Genomic DNA, 14,422 nt, shown 5'->3' on the forward strand with positions numbered 1-14,422 from the left:
CTTGTAGACAGAACAAAGGGCCCTGTTAACACAGCACTTGCTGATGCAGGACTTACAGCAGCAGACCTTGACAAGGTACTTCTTGTCGGTGGTTCAACCCGTATCATCGCAGTACAGGAAGAGGTTAAGAGACTTACAGGTAAGGAGCCATTCAAGGGAATCAACCCTGATGAGTGTGTTGCTATCGGTGCTTGTATCCAGGGTGGTAAGCTTGCCGGAGATGCCGGTGCAGGCGAGATCCTTCTTCTGGATGTTACACCACTTACACTTTCAATCGAGACAATGGGTGGTATAGCTACTCACCTTATCGAGAGAAATACAACAATCCCTACAAAGAAGAGCCAGATCTTCTCAACAGCACAGGATAATCAGGATGCCGTTGATATCAACGTAGTACAGGGTGAGAGACAGTTCGCAAAGGACAACAAGAGTCTTGGCAGATTCAGACTTGATGGTATCGCTCCAGCAAGACGTGGAGTTCCACAGATCGAGGTTACATTCGATATCGATGCAAATGGTATCGTAAATGTATCAGCAAAGGATCTCGGAACAGGAAGAGAGCAGCACATTACTATCACATCAGGAACATCACTTTCAGATGATGATATCGATAGAGCAGTTAAGGAAGCAGCAGAGTACGAGGCTCAGGATAAGAAGCGTAAGGAAGGCATCGAGGCAAGAAATGAGGCAGATGCACTTGCATTCCAGACAGAGAAGGCACTCGGCGAGGTAGGAGATAAGCTTTCAGATTCTGACAAGGCTGGCGTAAAGGCAGATCTTGACTCCTTAAGAGCAGCAATAGACAGCACAGATGCAGAGAATATGAGCGATGCAGATGTAGATAAGATCAAGGCTGCAAAGGATAAGCTGATGGAGAGCGCACAGAACCTGTTCTCAAAGCTCTATGAGCAGAACGGTCCTGGAGCAAACGCAGGAACAGGCGCAGGCACACCTGATTACTCAGATGGCGATGTTGTAGATGGAGATTTCACAGAGGTTTAATATATAGAGGATGAAAGGTAAAGGCTATGGCAGAGACAAAGACCGATTATTATGAAGTCCTTGGTGTAACCAAGGGAGCCTCTGAAGCCGAGATCAAAAGGGCATACCGAGTGGTAGCAAAAAAATACCACCCGGATATGAACCCTGGTGATGAAGAGGCTGCAGAGAAATTCAAAGAAGCAGCTGAAGCTTATTCAGTCCTCAGTGACCCTGAGAAACGTGCAAAGTATGATCAGTTTGGCCATGCAGCATTCGACCAGAACGGCGGCGGTGCCGGCGGATTTGGTGGATTTGACTTCGCGGACATGGGAGATATCTTTGGAGATATATTTGGAGATATGTTCGGTGGCGCAAGCCGTCAGAGAAATACAAATGGTCCTATGAAGGGCGCAAACATCAAGACAACCATCAGAGTAGCCTTTGAGGAGGCTATATTCGGAACCCAGAAGGAGCTTGAGCTCCCACTGAAGGATGAGTGTGATGTATGTAAGGGAACCGGTTCACAGCCGGGACACCAGCCTGAGGTCTGCGGCAAGTGCGGCGGCAAGGGCCAGATAGTGACAACACAGCAGTCACTTTTTGGAGTTGTACGTAATGTTCAGACATGTCCTGATTGTAGTGGATCTGGTAAGATCATCAGATACAAGTGTAGCAACTGTGCAGGAACAGGATATGTAAAGAGCAGAAAGAAGATACAGATAGCTATTCCACCAGGAGTAGACAATGGTACTAACATCCGAATCAAAGGAAAGGGTGAGCCTGGTATCAACGGTGGTGAGAGAGGAGATCTTACAGTTACCATACTTGTTGATCGTCATCCAAACTTCCAGAGACAGGAGTACAATCTGTATTCATCAGAGCCTATCACATTTACACAGGCAGCACTTGGTGGAGTTATCAAGATCAACACCATCGAAGGAGAGGTTGATTACACCATACCACCAGGAACACAGACAGATACACGTATAAAGCTGAAGGGCAAAGGAGTACCTAACCTCAAGAACCCAACTCAGCGAGGCGATCACTATGTAACACTTGTTGTACAGGTGCCGGAGAAGCTCACAGAGGAGCAGAAGAAGATCCTAAACCAGTATGAGCAGGCAACACTTGTAGAGACAAGACCTGCAACAGATTCAGCAGGACCATTTACATTTGGCGATCACAAGAGAAGAAAGAAAAAGTAGGTATAAAATATATGAAATGGACGAAGCTCACAATAGATACAACATGTGAAGCTGAAGACCTCATAAGCGCCTTCCTCGAAGAGGAAGGCGTTTTGGGTGTTCAGATAGAAGATAATATTCCCCTCACTGAGGAGGAGATGGAGACGATGTTTGTCGATCTCCTGCCGGATGATATGCCGGAAAATGATGGAACTGCAAAGGTGTCCTGTTTCCTTGACGATACATTTGACGTGCAGGAGATAAAGGATAAGGTGGCTGCAGAGATCAGGAGACTGTCAGAGTTCCTTCCTGTCGGAACAGGTGAGATAACCGAGAGTGAGACGAAGGAAGAGGACTGGAGAGACAACTGGAAGGCCTACTTCAAGCCATTCAGACTGTATGACAATATCATCATCAAGCCAACCTGGGAGGAAGTGCCGGAGGATGCAACGGATGAGGATATAGTAATTGAGATAGATCCCGGAACAGCATTTGGAACAGGTTCCCATGAGACGACGAGACTGTGCATAGGCCAGCTCAAGAAGTACATGAAGGATGGAGATGAGATACTCGATGCCGGAAGCGGAAGCGGTATCCTGTCATTTGTTTGCAATAAGCTAGGTGCAAAGCATGTTCTCGGTATAGACATAGATCCGATCGCTGTTGATGTGGCGGGAGAGAACAGAGATGTGAACCATATTCCTGCCGAGGCTGTGGAATTCAAGTGCGGAAATGTCCTTGAGGACCAGAAACTGGTAGAGTCAATAGGCGCAAATTATGATATAGTAGTTGCAAATATCCTTGCAGACGTTATAATTCCAATGTCGGCTGTAGTTCAGAAGTTTATGAAGGATGATGGTATTTTTATATCATCGGGCATTATAAACATAAAAGAGGATGAGGTCAGACAGGCTCTTCTTGACAATAACTTTGATATCGTAGATACTGTCTACATGAATGACTGGGTAAGCTTTGTCGCAAAAAAGCATGTATGAACCAGCGTGTGAGAGGAAATAATCAAATATGAACAGATTCTTTGTAGACGTAGATGGCAGAGATATAGGAACAGATATAAGTATAACAGGCGGAGACGTTAACCATATAAAGAACGTTCTCCGCCTTAAAGTGGGTCAGGAGATAACTGTCAGTAACGGCAGAGGAAGAGATTATACGTGCAGTATATCGGAGCTTGGCAGAGACGAGGTTCTGTGCCACGTCGAGGATGTGAATGATAACTTTGCAGAGCTTCCGGTGGAGGTTACCCTGTTTCAGGGATATCCAAAGTCGGATAAGATGGATCTTATAGTACAGAAGATGGTGGAGCTCGGTGTCTGCCGGATAGTTCCGGTATTCACTGCGCGCACCATAGTGAAGCTTGATGCGAAGAAGGCTGCAAAGAAGACCGAGAGATGCCGGATCATAGCGGAAGCTGCTGCAAAACAGTCCGGAAGGGGAATCGTCCCTGAGATCACGGAGCCGGTAACATTTGCACAGGCGATAGAGATGGCGAAGACTCTTGATATGAATATAATTCCATATGAGGAGGCGGAGGGACTTGCAAAGTCCAGACAGATCATCGCTGATGTGACAGCACCGTCCTCTGCCCGCAGAAGTCTGGGGGTATTCATAGGCCCGGAGGGTGGCTTTGCCAGGGAAGAAGTGGAACAGGCAATGGCGGCCGGGGCGGAATGTATAACTCTTGGACACAGGATACTGCGCACTGAGACGGCCGGACTGGCGGTTATGTCGATCATCATGTTCAGTGCCGACAGGGACAATTAGAACAATATTGTAGAGATTAGTGAAAGAAAGAAGCTTGAAGCCGGACGTATATCGGTTTCGGAATGGTGGAAGACAACATGGAAGCATATTTTGACAATTCAGCGACCACCCCGGTTTATCCAGAGGTGAGAGATCTTGTGGTAAAGTTAATGGAACAGGACTATGGCAATCCGTCATCACTGCACCAGAAGGGTGTGGATGCGGCCAGATACGTGAGCGATGCCAGGGATAAGATAGCCAGGCTGCTCAAGGTTCAGGCGAAGGAGATCGTGTTCACATCGGGAGGAACAGAATCCAACAACATGGCTCTGATAGGAGGCGCACTTGCCAACAGGAGAGCGGGCAACAAGATCATCACAACTGTAGTCGAGCATGCGTCAGTCGGCAGTCCGCTGACATTCCTTGAGGATATGGGATTTGATGTTGTCAGGATCCCGACCGGAAGTGATGGCGTGGTAGATGTTGACCGGTTGGTAGATGAGGTCGACGACGACACGATCATAGTGTCAGTCATGTACGTCAACAATGAGATAGGAGCTGTCATGCCGGTGGAAGACATTGCCAGACGTATAAAGGAGAAGAATCCGAGTGTACTCTTCCATGTGGATGCCATACAGGCATTTGGCAAATATGTGATATACCCGAAGCGTATGGGAATAGACATGATGTCCATAAGCAGCCATAAATTCCACGGACCAAAGGGCGTTGGAGCACTGTTCATAAAGGACAGAGTCAAGGTCAAGCCTGTGATATACGGTGGAGGCCAGCAGGGCGGAATGCGGTCAGGAACAGAGAATGTACCGGGAATAGCCGGAATGGCACTGGCTGCCGAGATGACCTACAGAGATCTCGATGCAAATGTAGCGCACATGAGAGAACTCAAGGAACATCTTATAGATGAACTCACACAGATAGACGATGTGTACAGTAATTCCGGGGATGCGCCCCATATAGCCAGCATAACCTTCAAGGGAGTGCGAAGTGAGGTCATGCTTCATGCTCTGGAAGAGAAGGGCATATATGTCTCATCCGGTTCAGCATGTTCGTCGAATAAACATTCCACAAGCAGCACGCTGAAGGCCATAGGTCTGCCACCTGAGAAGCTTGAGTCCACACTGAGATTCAGTTTTTCACCGGAGAATACAATGGAACAGATAGATTATGCAGTCGAGTGCTGCAAGGAACTTTTACCGATACTCAGAAGATATGTGAGGAAGAAATAGGAGGAAATATGCAGTACAAGGCATTTATGATAAAGTATGCCGAGATAGGCACAAAGGGAAAAAACAGATATATATTTGAAGACATACTCTGCAAGAACATCAACAGAAAGCTGAAGCCTTACGGAGATTTCTATATCCGCAAGGAGCAGGGAAGAATATTCGTTGAGTGCAAGTCGGATTACGACTATGAGGATGTGGTAAATGCCCTTGGAAAGGTATTTGGTATCGTTGGAATATGCCCTGTTGTGGTTGAGGAGAACACAGAGTTTGAGAACCTCAAGCAGAAGGTAATAGATTATGTTGAAAAGGCATACGACAGAAAGAACTTCACATTCAAGGTGTTCACCAGAAGAAATGACAAGACATATCCTATGACTTCCATGGAGGTAAGCGCCGAGCTTGGACATTTCCTCCTTGAGGCGTTCCCTGATCTTGCAGTGGATGTGCACTCACCTCAGGAGATAATCAATGTGGAGATCAGAAAGGTAGCGTATATCTATTCGATCACCATACCTGGCCCGGGAGGACTGCCGGTTGGAACGAACGGCAGAGGAATGGCACTTCTGTCAGGCGGTATAGACAGCCCTGTTGCGGCATATATGATAGCCAAGAGAGGAGTTGTTGTGGAGGCAGTATATTTCCACGCACCTCCGTTCACAAGCGAGAGAGCAAAGCAGAAGGTTATAGATCTGGCATGTCTTGTGGCCGACTACTCAGGAGCCATCAGACTCCATGTTGTCAACTTTGCCGATGTACAGATGGCAATATACGACAACTGTCCTCATGAGGAGCTCACGATCATCATGAAGAGATACATGATCAAGATAGCGGAGGAGCTGGCTGAGAAGAATGACTGTCAGTGTACGATAACAGGAGAGAGCATAGGCCAGGTTTCAAGCCAGACTGTGTTCAGCCTGAACGTTATCAACCAGGTCAGCACCATGCCGGTGTTCAGACCATGTATAGGTATGGATAAGCAGGAGATAGTAGACATATCAGAGAAGATCGGAACATACGAGACATCTATACTGCCATACGAGGATTGCTGTACGACATTTGTTGCAAAGCATCCGGTTACACATCCGGTTCTCTCTGCGATAGAGAAGTCGGAGGCAAAGCTCACAGGAATCATCGAGCCATTGTACCGCAAGGCTGTAGATACGGCAGAGGTCGTTATGTGTCGCGCAAAGCAGTAAAACAATATAAAACAGTGATAAAAGACAACAAAAAAGAGATGCTTCATAATAAGCATCTCTTTGATTATCAGATCCATATAACATACGGGGCAGAATAATGATTATTCTGCAAGGTATGGCTTCAGAGTAGCCATGATCTCATCGATACCGCTCTCCGCATGAATGTTAAGTTCGATAGGCTTTGAGATATCAAGACTGAAAATACCCATGATTGACTTTGCATCAATTACGTAACGTCCTGATACGAGGTCGAATTCTGCGTCAAATTTCGCAATGTCATTGCAAAAGCTCTTGACCTTATCGATTGAGTTTAAAGAAATCTTAACTGCTGTCATAAATAGTCCTCCTAACCCTTGTAAGTTTTTTATGTACTGTCATTATTATATTTTTATAGAATACAAAAGTCAATATAAGGAGTGTAAAATACATGCTAAAAGGAATGTCTGTGGCTGCCACAACACTTGGCTGCAAAGTCAATCAGGCGGAGACTGACAGCATGCTCGACATGCTGAAGGCTGCCGGTGCAAATATAGTGGAATTTGACGAAAAAGCAGATATATATATAGTAAATACCTGTTCTGTGACCAATATTGCGGACAAAAAATCAAGGCAGATGCTTCACAGAGCCAGAAAGATGAATCCTGATGGAATAGTGATAGCCGCAGGATGCTATGTGCAGTCAGCCAGAGAGATTCTCGAGCAGGATGAAGCTATAGATATAGTAATAAGCAACAATAAGAAGAAAAGTATCACAGAAATAGTTAATGATTATATTAATGTGAGAAACAATGGAAAAAATGCCCCAGGTAAAGATCATGAAGCCATGGAATACTTCGTGGATATATCCAGAGAGACTGAGTACGAGGAGATGGGCGGCCATGTCCCTGTGGGACACACAAGGGCATATGTCAAGATCCAGGACGGCTGCAATCAGTTCTGCTCATACTGCATAATCCCGTATGTAAGAGGAAGGATAAGAAGCAGAAGCCAGGAGGCGATCCTTGCAGAAGTATCAGAGCTTGCGGAGGCAGGAATAAAAGAAGTTGTGCTTACCGGTATACACATATCGTCATATGGCAAAGATAAGAATAATGAGGGAGCACTTATAGAGCTTATAGAGGCTATCTCAAAAATCAAAGGAATCAAGAGAATAAGGCTTGGTTCACTTGAGCCGGGGATAATAACAGAGGAGTTTGTGGAGAGAATTTCATCCAATTCGAAAGTATGTCCACACTTCCATCTGAGCCTGCAGAGCGGCTGTGATTCAGTGCTAAAGAGAATGAACAGAAAGTACACTTGCAAGCAATACTTTGAAAAATGTGACATGCTGAGAAAGGCGTATAAGTCCCCTGCGCTCACCACGGATGTGATAGTGGGCTTCCCGGGAGAGACTGAGGAAGAATTTGCAGAGACTGTCAGATATCTGACGGAGCTCAATCTGTATGAGATGCATATATTCAAGTATTCTCCGAGAAAGGGAACAGTCGCTGCCGCCATGAAAGAGCAGGTTGCCCCTGAGATAAAGAATGAGCGAAGCGATGTGCTGCTTAAGCTTGCCCATGACAACAAGACCGCATATGAAGCCCAGTTTGAGGGCTGTGAGCTTGAAGTCCTGGTGGAAGAGGTTGTAAAAAAGAACAATAAGACATATCTCAGGGGACATACGGAGAGATACATGGATATACTCATAGATGTGGGCGACATATCCATGCCGGAGAGTTTTGTGAACAGCTTTGTGTATGTGACATATACCCAAAATGGGGGAAACCTTCCTTTACTTTTGTAGTTTTTTATATTAGAATAGGAATGTTAATTGGCTCATGAGATAATAACAAGATGAGGACGTGATTTGATGAATAACGAAAGTACACAGAATATTGTTCCAATCAAGGACGCGACAGTGGACGTACGCGAGATAATTGGAGAAGTATACGATGCACTTACCGAGAAAGGATATAATCCGGTAAGCCAGGTTGTTGGGTACATAATGAGCGGTGACCCGACATATATCACAAGCTACAAGAATGCGCGAAGCCTGATCATGAAGGTGGAGAGAGACGAGATCATTGAGGTTTTACTTGAGGACTACATCAAGAATAACCTCGTGTAAAGGAAAAGAATAGTATGAGAATATTGGGACTTGACTATGGAACCAAGACGGTGGGAGTTGCCGTGAGCGATCCGCTCAAGATGACTGCCCAGCCGCTGGAGACGATAGAGAGAAAGTCGGCGAACAAGCTGAGACAGACACTTGCCCGCATAGAGGCCATACTTGAAGAGTATGGAGCGGCAGGAGAGCGCGACCGCATAGAGCTGATAGTGCTTGGCTACCCGAAGAACATGAACAATTCAGAGGGAGACAGATGTGAGGCCACACAGGCATTCAAGGAGGATCTTGAGCGCAGAACAGGACTTGAGGTTGTTCTGTGGGATGAGCGCCTTACCACTGTGGAGGCAGAGCGGATCCTTATGGACAGCGGAGTGAGAAGAGAGAACAGGAAGACGTACATAGACAAGATGGCGGCTGCGGTCATACTGCAGAACTATCTTGATGCGAAGTGCAGCAGTCTGTGATAGACACAGACCTTCTGCCTTTGTTTTGTGTACGCCTGAAGTGAAGAAGTATTAAGAGGTTTATATGGCAGAGAACAGGAAGACGGACAACAGTATCATATTTGAAGCAGAAGATGGAACAGAAGTGGAATTCTCGGTTGTGGAGCAGACCACACTTGGCGGCGTGAATTATCTGTTCGTTATAGACAAGGCGGATGATGAATCATTCCTTATCCTTCGCGAGAACAACGGAGCTGATACGGAAGAGATGGCAGCATACGATATTGTGGAAGATGAAAATGAATTAGAGGCGGTCATCAAGATATTTGACGAGCTGCTTGAGGACGTAAATTTGGAGGTATAAGAAAATTGAATAAGAATAATAAAGAGACAGTGAAGATCATTCCTTTGGGCGGTCTGGAACAGATTGGAATGAATATCACTGCGATAGAGTATGAGGACTCTATCATAGTCATTGACTGCGGACTGGCATTCCCTGAGGACGACATGTTAGGAATCGATCTGGTAATTCCTGATGTCACCTATCTCAAGGAAAACGCGGACAAGGTCAGGGGACTCGTGGTTACCCATGGACATGAGGATCACATAGGAGCCATACCGTACATTGAGAAAGAATTAAACATGCCGATCTATGCGACCAAGCTGACCATGGGTCTTATAGAGAACAAACTGAAGGAACACAACCTTATGAACAACACCAGAAGAAAGGTTGTAAAGTATGGTCAGAATATAAATCTTGGGGCATTCAGAGTGGAATTCATCAGAACAAACCACTCCATAGCAGATTCGGCGGCCCTTGCCATATACACACCGGCCGGACTTATTGTCCACACCGGAGATTTCAAGATAGACTACACACCGGTATTTGGCGGAACCATAGATCTTCAGAGATTTGCTGAGCTCGGCAAGAAGGGTGTACTTGCACTCATGGCTGACTCGACAAATGCTGAGAAGGAGGGCTTCACACAGTCAGAGAAGACAGTGGGAAGAACATTTGACAACTTGTTCAACGACAACAAGGATCACAGGATCATCATAGCGACATTTGCATCCAACGTTGACAGAGTACAGCAGATCATCAATTCAGCTTACAAGTATGGCAGAAAGGCTGTCATAGAGGGACGAAGCATGGTGAACATCATCACCACGGCGTCCGAGCTTGGATATATCAACATACCGGATAACACACTCATAGATATAAGCGAGATGAAGAACTACCCGGATGAGAAGGTTGTTCTCATCACCACGGGAAGTCAGGGAGAGAACATGGCTGCGCTGTCACGTATAGCTGCATCCATACACAATAAAGTAGCCATAAAGCCTGGTGATGTGGTCATTTTCAGCTCACATCCTATACCGGGAAATGAAAAGGCGGTATTCAAGGTTATAAATGAGCTCGAGGCGAAGGGTGCACACGTTATATTTGAGGATACACACGTATCCGGGCATGCCTGCCGTGAGGAGCTCAAGCTTATATATGCGCTCACAAGACCGAAATATGCAATACCTGTCCACGGTGAGTATAGACACCTCAAGAGACATGCAGAGCTTGCAGTTGAGATGGGAATCCCTAAGGAGAATGTCAAGATCATGACCACAGGCGATGTTCTTGAGATCGGTGAGGAGAAGTTCGACGTTGTCGGCAAGGTTCCTGCACAGGGAGTATTTGTGGATGGACTTGGAGTTGGAGATGTTGGAAATATCGTCCTCAGAGACAGACAGCTTCTGTCACAGAATGGCCTCATAATCATAGTTGTGACCCTGGACAGATACAGCAACCAGCTTGTTGCAGGGCCGGATATAGTGTCAAGAGGCTTCGTGTACGTCAGGGAGTCTGAGACACTTATGGAAGACTGCAGGATCACATGTCAGGAGGCTCTCGACAGATGCCTGAGCCGCGGCGTGACAGACTGGGGTAAGATCAAATCCGTGATAAAGGATGACATGGGAGAGTTCCTCTGGAAGAGGACAAAGAGAAGCCCTATGATCCTTCCTATAATCACAGAGGTGTAGAAGGGTGAGAAAATGACAGATACATTGGAACTTAGCAGACAATTGAATGCGTGCATCAAGGATTCTGATGTCTACAAGAATTATCAGTATTGCAAGGATAAGCTTAGACAGAAACCAGAAAAACTTCAGCAGCTCATGGAATTTCGTAAGAAAAATTATGAAATACAGAATAACGAAATGCTTGACAATCCATATGATGAAGTTAATAATCTATTCATGGAATATGACTCCATAGTCCATGATACTATAGTCAATGACTTTATCAGGGCGGAGCAGAAGCTGGTGAGAATGATGAAGCTTGTATATGAACAGATAGCGGACGATCTTGATTTCGATATCATAGATGAGGACGCCCGGTGATTCGCGCTGGCTGGGATGTATTTGTGAACAAGGAGAATAACGATTATGGCTTTAGATAGTGCTAGAAGTATGAAGAAGATTCTGAGGTTCCTTTTTGGACTATTCATCAATGTATGTATTTTATTTATATTGGTAAAGGCTTTCTCATACTCGTATGATTTTGCGTATCAGGTGTTTGCCACAAGGGCTGCGGATCCGGGCAGCAACCGGAAGGCAACTATACAGATAACTCAGGACGAGCCGCTTCTGGATGTGGCGGATTCCCTTAAGACGGCGGAGGTCATCAAGGACAAATACGCTTTTATACTGAAGGTCAGAATAGGCGGATATGCAGATGATATCCAGCCTGGTACATATCAGATAGCACCGAGCGATACAAATCAGGAGATAATAGAGATCATAACGGGAAATGGCAAGAGTTCCTCGGGGGATAGCAGCGGAGACAGCGGTGATGACTCCTCCAGCGAGGACAGTGCCGAGGAATAGACAGAGAGGATAATTATGGTATGTGATGAAAGACTTGCGTCATTTATCAATTCCTTCAATACAGACTACGATGAGGTTGTGACCTCGATCAGAAGAGAGGCAGAAGAGAACAGGGTACCTATCATAAGACGAGAGGCCGGAGAGTTCATCAAGATGTTGATTCTTATGAACAGGCCGAAGAAGATTCTTGAGATAGGTTCAGCCGTTGGCTTTTCTGCCATTTTTATGAGTAGATTTCTGGATGATGACGCACATGTAACAACTATAGAGAATTATCAGCCGAGAATAGAAGAGGCGAAGAAGAATATAGTCAGAGCCGGGGCTTCAGACAAGATTACTCTGCTTGAGGGCGATGCACTGGAGATATTACCAGAGATGACAGAAAGCTATGACATGGTGTTCATGGATGCAGCTAAGGGTCAGTATGGCAATTTTTTCACGGAGGCTATACGGCTGCTTGCTCCAAAGGGGGTATTGCTCTGCGACAACGTGCTTCAGGACGGAGATGTCCTTGAGAGCAGATTTGCAGTTACCAGAAGAAACAGAACGATACATTCAAGGATGAGAGAATACCTGTACGAGCTCACCCACAATGAACATTTGGAGACGGCCATACTCAATATAGGGGATGGAATGAGCCTCAGTATCAGGAAATAAACGAAAAATGGTTGGAGGAAACGATATGAGAGATAAGAAACCAGAGCTTCTTGTCCCGGCGGGCGGACTGGACACGCTCAAGGTGGCCGTGGACTATGGAGCTGACGCAGTGTATATAGGCGGACAGGCATTTGGCCTCAGAGCGAAAGCAGACAACTTTTCCATAGAAGAGATGAAACAGGGCGTGGAATATGCCCATGCACATAATGCCAAGGTGTATGTGACAGCCAATATATTTGCACACAACTATGATCTGGATGGAATAAGAGCTTATTTTGGCGAGCTGAAAGATACAGGTGTGGACGCTGTTCTTGTATCCGATCCGGGCGTGTTTACCATAGCTCGTGAGACTATGCCGGATATGGAATTACACATAAGCACACAGGCCAACAACACGAACTACATGACATACAAGTTCTGGTATGACCACGGCATAAAGCGGGTTGTGTCTGCCAGAGAACTGTCCCTTGCGGAGATATCACAGATAAGAGCAAACATACCGGACGATATGGAGATAGAGTCATTTATCCATGGCGCTATGTGTATATCATATTCAGGAAGATGCCTTCTCAGCAACTACTTCACAGGCAGGGATGCGAATCATGGTGCGTGCACACATCCATGCAGATGGAAGTATTCCATCGTCGAGGAGACCAGGCCGGGAGAGTATATGACCATCAACGAGGACGACAGGGGAACATATATATTTAACTCCAAAGATCTGTGCATGATAGAGTACATCCCGGAGATGATGAAAGCCGGAATAGACAGCTTCAAGATAGAGGGACGTATGAAGACGGCTCTGTATGTGGCTACCGTTGCCAGAACCTACAGAAAAGCCATAGATGATTATATGGAGTCAGAAGAGAAGTACAGAGCAAACATGGAATACTACAAGAGAGAGATAGCCAAATGCACATACAGGCAGTTCACAACGGGATTTTATTTCGGGAAGACAGACTCAGAATCACAGATATATGATAATAACACATATGTAAAAAACTATACGTATATTGGAACTGTGAGAGAGGTTACCCCGGATGGCTGTGTATGCTTTGAGCAGAAGAATAAGTTCCTGGTGGGAGAGAAGCTTGAAGCCATGGGCTTTGATGGAACAAATATAGAGTGCGAGGTTCAGGCGATATACGACGAGGAAGAAAACAGCATGGACTCTGCGCCACATCCAAAGCAGAAATTGAGGGTGAAGCTTGATAAGGAGCTTGAGACCGGTATTATACTGAGAAGAAAAGAATGATCATAAGGATGTCTGGATGTCAATCCAGGCATCCTCTTAATTTGCCAAGAGCCTTTTTCTCTATGCGCGATACATATGACCTGGAGATTCCGAGCATCCTGGCTACCTCCTTTTGGGTGAGAGGTGACTGCCCGTCAAGACCGTAGCGCATACATATGATCTCCCTCTCCCTGGATGAGAGGAGCGATGATATGCAGGAGGGAAGCAGGCACAGGTGGTCGTCCTGTATCATTTTGTCCAGAACGTTGACGTTCTCCGAACCTATGATGTCAAGGATGACGATCTCGTTACCCTCTTTATCAGTGCCGATGGGATCGTAGATCGAGACCTCACGCGCCTTCTTCTTCTCGTGGCGGAGAGTCATGAGAAGCTCGTTTTCGATACATTTGGCGGCATAACCTGACAGCTTACAGCCTTTGTCGGGCTTGTAGCTGTCTATGGCTTTGATGAGACCTATCGTGCCTATGGACAGAAGATCCTCGGGATCCCTCACGGCGGAATTGTACTTTCTGGATATGTGGGCGACCAGACGGAGATTGTACTCTATCAGAATGCTGCGGGCAGCCTTGTCGCCGGACAGGCACAGCGCAATATATTTTTTCTCTTCTTCGGGAGTTAGTGGGTTTTTAAACGCTTCCATATATGAACTGCTCCCGTAAATTGATTGTACCGGCTGTACATTTGCTGGACGGGCTATTTTACAATTAGTAC

At 46.0% G+C, this 14,422-nt stretch carries 17 protein-coding genes; 15 read left to right on the forward strand and 2 right to left on the reverse strand.

The features are described from left to right. The 6 genes from AB5150_RS09215 to thiI form a co-directional block, all read left to right on the forward strand. The coding region (locus AB5150_RS09215) for an Hsp70 family protein (protein WP_368291728.1) at positions 1-1,002 on the forward strand (1,002 nt) is incomplete at its 5' end. Positions 1,003-1,028: 26 nt separating this feature from the next. Then, positions 1,029-2,186 carry a molecular chaperone DnaJ gene (gene dnaJ, locus AB5150_RS09220; protein WP_055144029.1) on the forward strand — a complete coding sequence of 386 codons (1,158 nt, stop codon included), beginning with the start codon at positions 1,029-1,031 and terminating at the stop codon, positions 2,184-2,186. An 11-nt stretch (positions 2,187-2,197) separates the two neighbouring features. Next, positions 2,198-3,160: a 50S ribosomal protein L11 methyltransferase gene (gene prmA / locus AB5150_RS09225; RefSeq protein WP_015533134.1), complete on the forward strand. Its 963-nt coding sequence runs from the start codon at positions 2,198-2,200 to the stop codon at positions 3,158-3,160. A gap of 28 nt (positions 3,161-3,188) precedes the next feature. Further along, positions 3,189-3,947, forward strand: a complete 759-nt coding sequence (locus AB5150_RS09230) for a 16S rRNA (uracil(1498)-N(3))-methyltransferase (protein ID WP_368291729.1) — start codon at positions 3,189-3,191, stop codon at positions 3,945-3,947. 77 nt (positions 3,948-4,024) lie between these two features. After that, positions 4,025-5,170 (forward strand): cysteine desulfurase family protein, encoded by a 1,146-nt coding sequence (locus AB5150_RS09235; protein WP_118649244.1) that lies wholly within the window; start codon positions 4,025-4,027, stop codon positions 5,168-5,170. Positions 5,171-5,178: 8 nt separating this feature from the next. Continuing rightward, positions 5,179-6,366 (forward strand): tRNA uracil 4-sulfurtransferase ThiI, encoded by a 1,188-nt coding sequence (thiI, locus tag AB5150_RS09240; RefSeq protein WP_022217236.1) that lies wholly within the window; start codon positions 5,179-5,181, stop codon positions 6,364-6,366. A 101-nt stretch (positions 6,367-6,467) separates the two neighbouring features. Here the strand turns inward: thiI and AB5150_RS09245 are convergent, their stop codons facing one another. Then, entirely contained in the window at positions 6,468-6,701 is a 234-nt protein-coding gene (locus AB5150_RS09245; protein ID WP_015533130.1) for an HPr family phosphocarrier protein, read from the reverse strand. Positions 6,702-6,793: 92 nt separating this feature from the next. Between AB5150_RS09245 and mtaB the strand changes: the two genes are divergently transcribed. The 9 genes from mtaB (at position 6,794) to AB5150_RS09290 (ending at position 13,711) form a co-directional block, all read left to right on the forward strand. Beyond that, positions 6,794-8,152, forward strand: a complete 1,359-nt coding sequence (mtaB, locus tag AB5150_RS09250) for a tRNA (N(6)-L-threonylcarbamoyladenosine(37)-C(2))-methylthiotransferase MtaB (RefSeq protein WP_118649243.1) — start codon at positions 6,794-6,796, stop codon at positions 8,150-8,152. A 66-nt stretch (positions 8,153-8,218) separates the two neighbouring features. Further along, positions 8,219-8,476, forward strand: a complete 258-nt coding sequence (locus tag AB5150_RS09255; protein ID WP_022217238.1) for an IreB family regulatory phosphoprotein — start codon at positions 8,219-8,221, stop codon at positions 8,474-8,476. Between the two features lie 14 nt (positions 8,477-8,490). After that, complete coding sequence (gene ruvX, locus AB5150_RS09260) at positions 8,491-8,940, forward strand: Holliday junction resolvase RuvX (protein WP_015533127.1); 450 nt, start codon at positions 8,491-8,493, stop codon at positions 8,938-8,940. Positions 8,941-9,004: 64 nt separating this feature from the next. Continuing rightward, positions 9,005-9,283, forward strand: a complete 279-nt coding sequence (locus AB5150_RS09265; protein WP_015533126.1) for a DUF1292 domain-containing protein — start codon at positions 9,005-9,007, stop codon at positions 9,281-9,283. A 5-nt stretch (positions 9,284-9,288) separates the two neighbouring features. After that, positions 9,289-10,953, forward strand: coding sequence for a ribonuclease J (locus AB5150_RS09270; RefSeq protein ID WP_022217240.1), 1,665 nt, complete (start codon positions 9,289-9,291; stop codon positions 10,951-10,953). A gap of 12 nt (positions 10,954-10,965) precedes the next feature. Then, positions 10,966-11,313 (forward strand): YlbF family regulator, encoded by a 348-nt coding sequence (locus tag AB5150_RS09275; protein WP_015533125.1) that lies wholly within the window; start codon positions 10,966-10,968, stop codon positions 11,311-11,313. 45 nt (positions 11,314-11,358) lie between these two features. Continuing rightward, entirely contained in the window at positions 11,359-11,799 is a 441-nt protein-coding gene (locus tag AB5150_RS09280) for an endolytic transglycosylase MltG (protein WP_118649242.1), read from the forward strand. A 15-nt stretch (positions 11,800-11,814) separates the two neighbouring features. Then, on the forward strand, positions 11,815-12,456 hold the full coding sequence (locus tag AB5150_RS09285) for an O-methyltransferase (RefSeq protein ID WP_368291731.1): 642 nt from the start codon (positions 11,815-11,817) through the stop codon (positions 12,454-12,456). 25 nt (positions 12,457-12,481) lie between these two features. Continuing rightward, positions 12,482-13,711 (forward strand): U32 family peptidase, encoded by a 1,230-nt coding sequence (locus AB5150_RS09290; RefSeq protein WP_368291732.1) that lies wholly within the window; start codon positions 12,482-12,484, stop codon positions 13,709-13,711. A 19-nt stretch (positions 13,712-13,730) separates the two neighbouring features. Here the strand turns inward: AB5150_RS09290 and sigK are convergent, their stop codons facing one another. Beyond that, entirely contained in the window at positions 13,731-14,351 is a 621-nt protein-coding gene (gene sigK / locus AB5150_RS09295; protein ID WP_015533122.1) for an RNA polymerase sporulation sigma factor SigK, read from the reverse strand. Positions 14,352-14,422: the final 71 nt, after the last annotated feature.

The organism is Coprococcus sp. RTP21281st1_F1_RTP21281_210402, assembly GCF_040915325.1.
In the GTDB taxonomy this organism is placed as follows: Bacteria; Bacillota; Clostridia; order Lachnospirales; family Lachnospiraceae; genus Coprococcus; species Coprococcus aceti.

Bases quoted from the DNA above. Each gene is read 5' to 3' on its own strand.
- AB5150_RS09280 (WP_118649242.1), top strand. From the start codon at position 11,359: ATGGCTTTAGATAGTGCTAGAAGTATGAAGAAGATTCTGAGGTTCCTT.
- AB5150_RS09290 (WP_368291732.1), top strand. From the start codon at position 12,482: ATGAGAGATAAGAAACCAGAGCTTCTTGTCCCGGCGGGCGGACTGGAC.
- AB5150_RS09285 (WP_368291731.1), top strand. From the start codon at position 11,815: ATGGTATGTGATGAAAGACTTGCGTCATTTATCAATTCCTTCAATACA.
- mtaB (WP_118649243.1), top strand. From the start codon at position 6,794: ATGCTAAAAGGAATGTCTGTGGCTGCCACAACACTTGGCTGCAAAGTC.
- AB5150_RS09265 (WP_015533126.1), top strand. From the start codon at position 9,005: ATGGCAGAGAACAGGAAGACGGACAACAGTATCATATTTGAAGCAGAA.
- sigK (WP_015533122.1), bottom strand. From the start codon at position 14,351: ATGGAAGCGTTTAAAAACCCACTAACTCCCGAAGAAGAGAAAAAATAT.
- AB5150_RS09230 (WP_368291729.1), top strand. From the start codon at position 3,189: ATGAACAGATTCTTTGTAGACGTAGATGGCAGAGATATAGGAACAGAT.
- AB5150_RS09245 (WP_015533130.1), bottom strand. From the start codon at position 6,701: ATGACAGCAGTTAAGATTTCTTTAAACTCAATCGATAAGGTCAAGAGC.
- ruvX (WP_015533127.1), top strand. From the start codon at position 8,491: ATGAGAATATTGGGACTTGACTATGGAACCAAGACGGTGGGAGTTGCC.
- dnaJ (WP_055144029.1), top strand. From the start codon at position 1,029: ATGGCAGAGACAAAGACCGATTATTATGAAGTCCTTGGTGTAACCAAG.
- thiI (WP_022217236.1), top strand. From the start codon at position 5,179: ATGCAGTACAAGGCATTTATGATAAAGTATGCCGAGATAGGCACAAAG.
- prmA (WP_015533134.1), top strand. From the start codon at position 2,198: ATGAAATGGACGAAGCTCACAATAGATACAACATGTGAAGCTGAAGAC.
- AB5150_RS09275 (WP_015533125.1), top strand. From the start codon at position 10,966: ATGACAGATACATTGGAACTTAGCAGACAATTGAATGCGTGCATCAAG.
- AB5150_RS09255 (WP_022217238.1), top strand. From the start codon at position 8,219: ATGAATAACGAAAGTACACAGAATATTGTTCCAATCAAGGACGCGACA.
- AB5150_RS09235 (WP_118649244.1), top strand. From the start codon at position 4,025: ATGGAAGCATATTTTGACAATTCAGCGACCACCCCGGTTTATCCAGAG.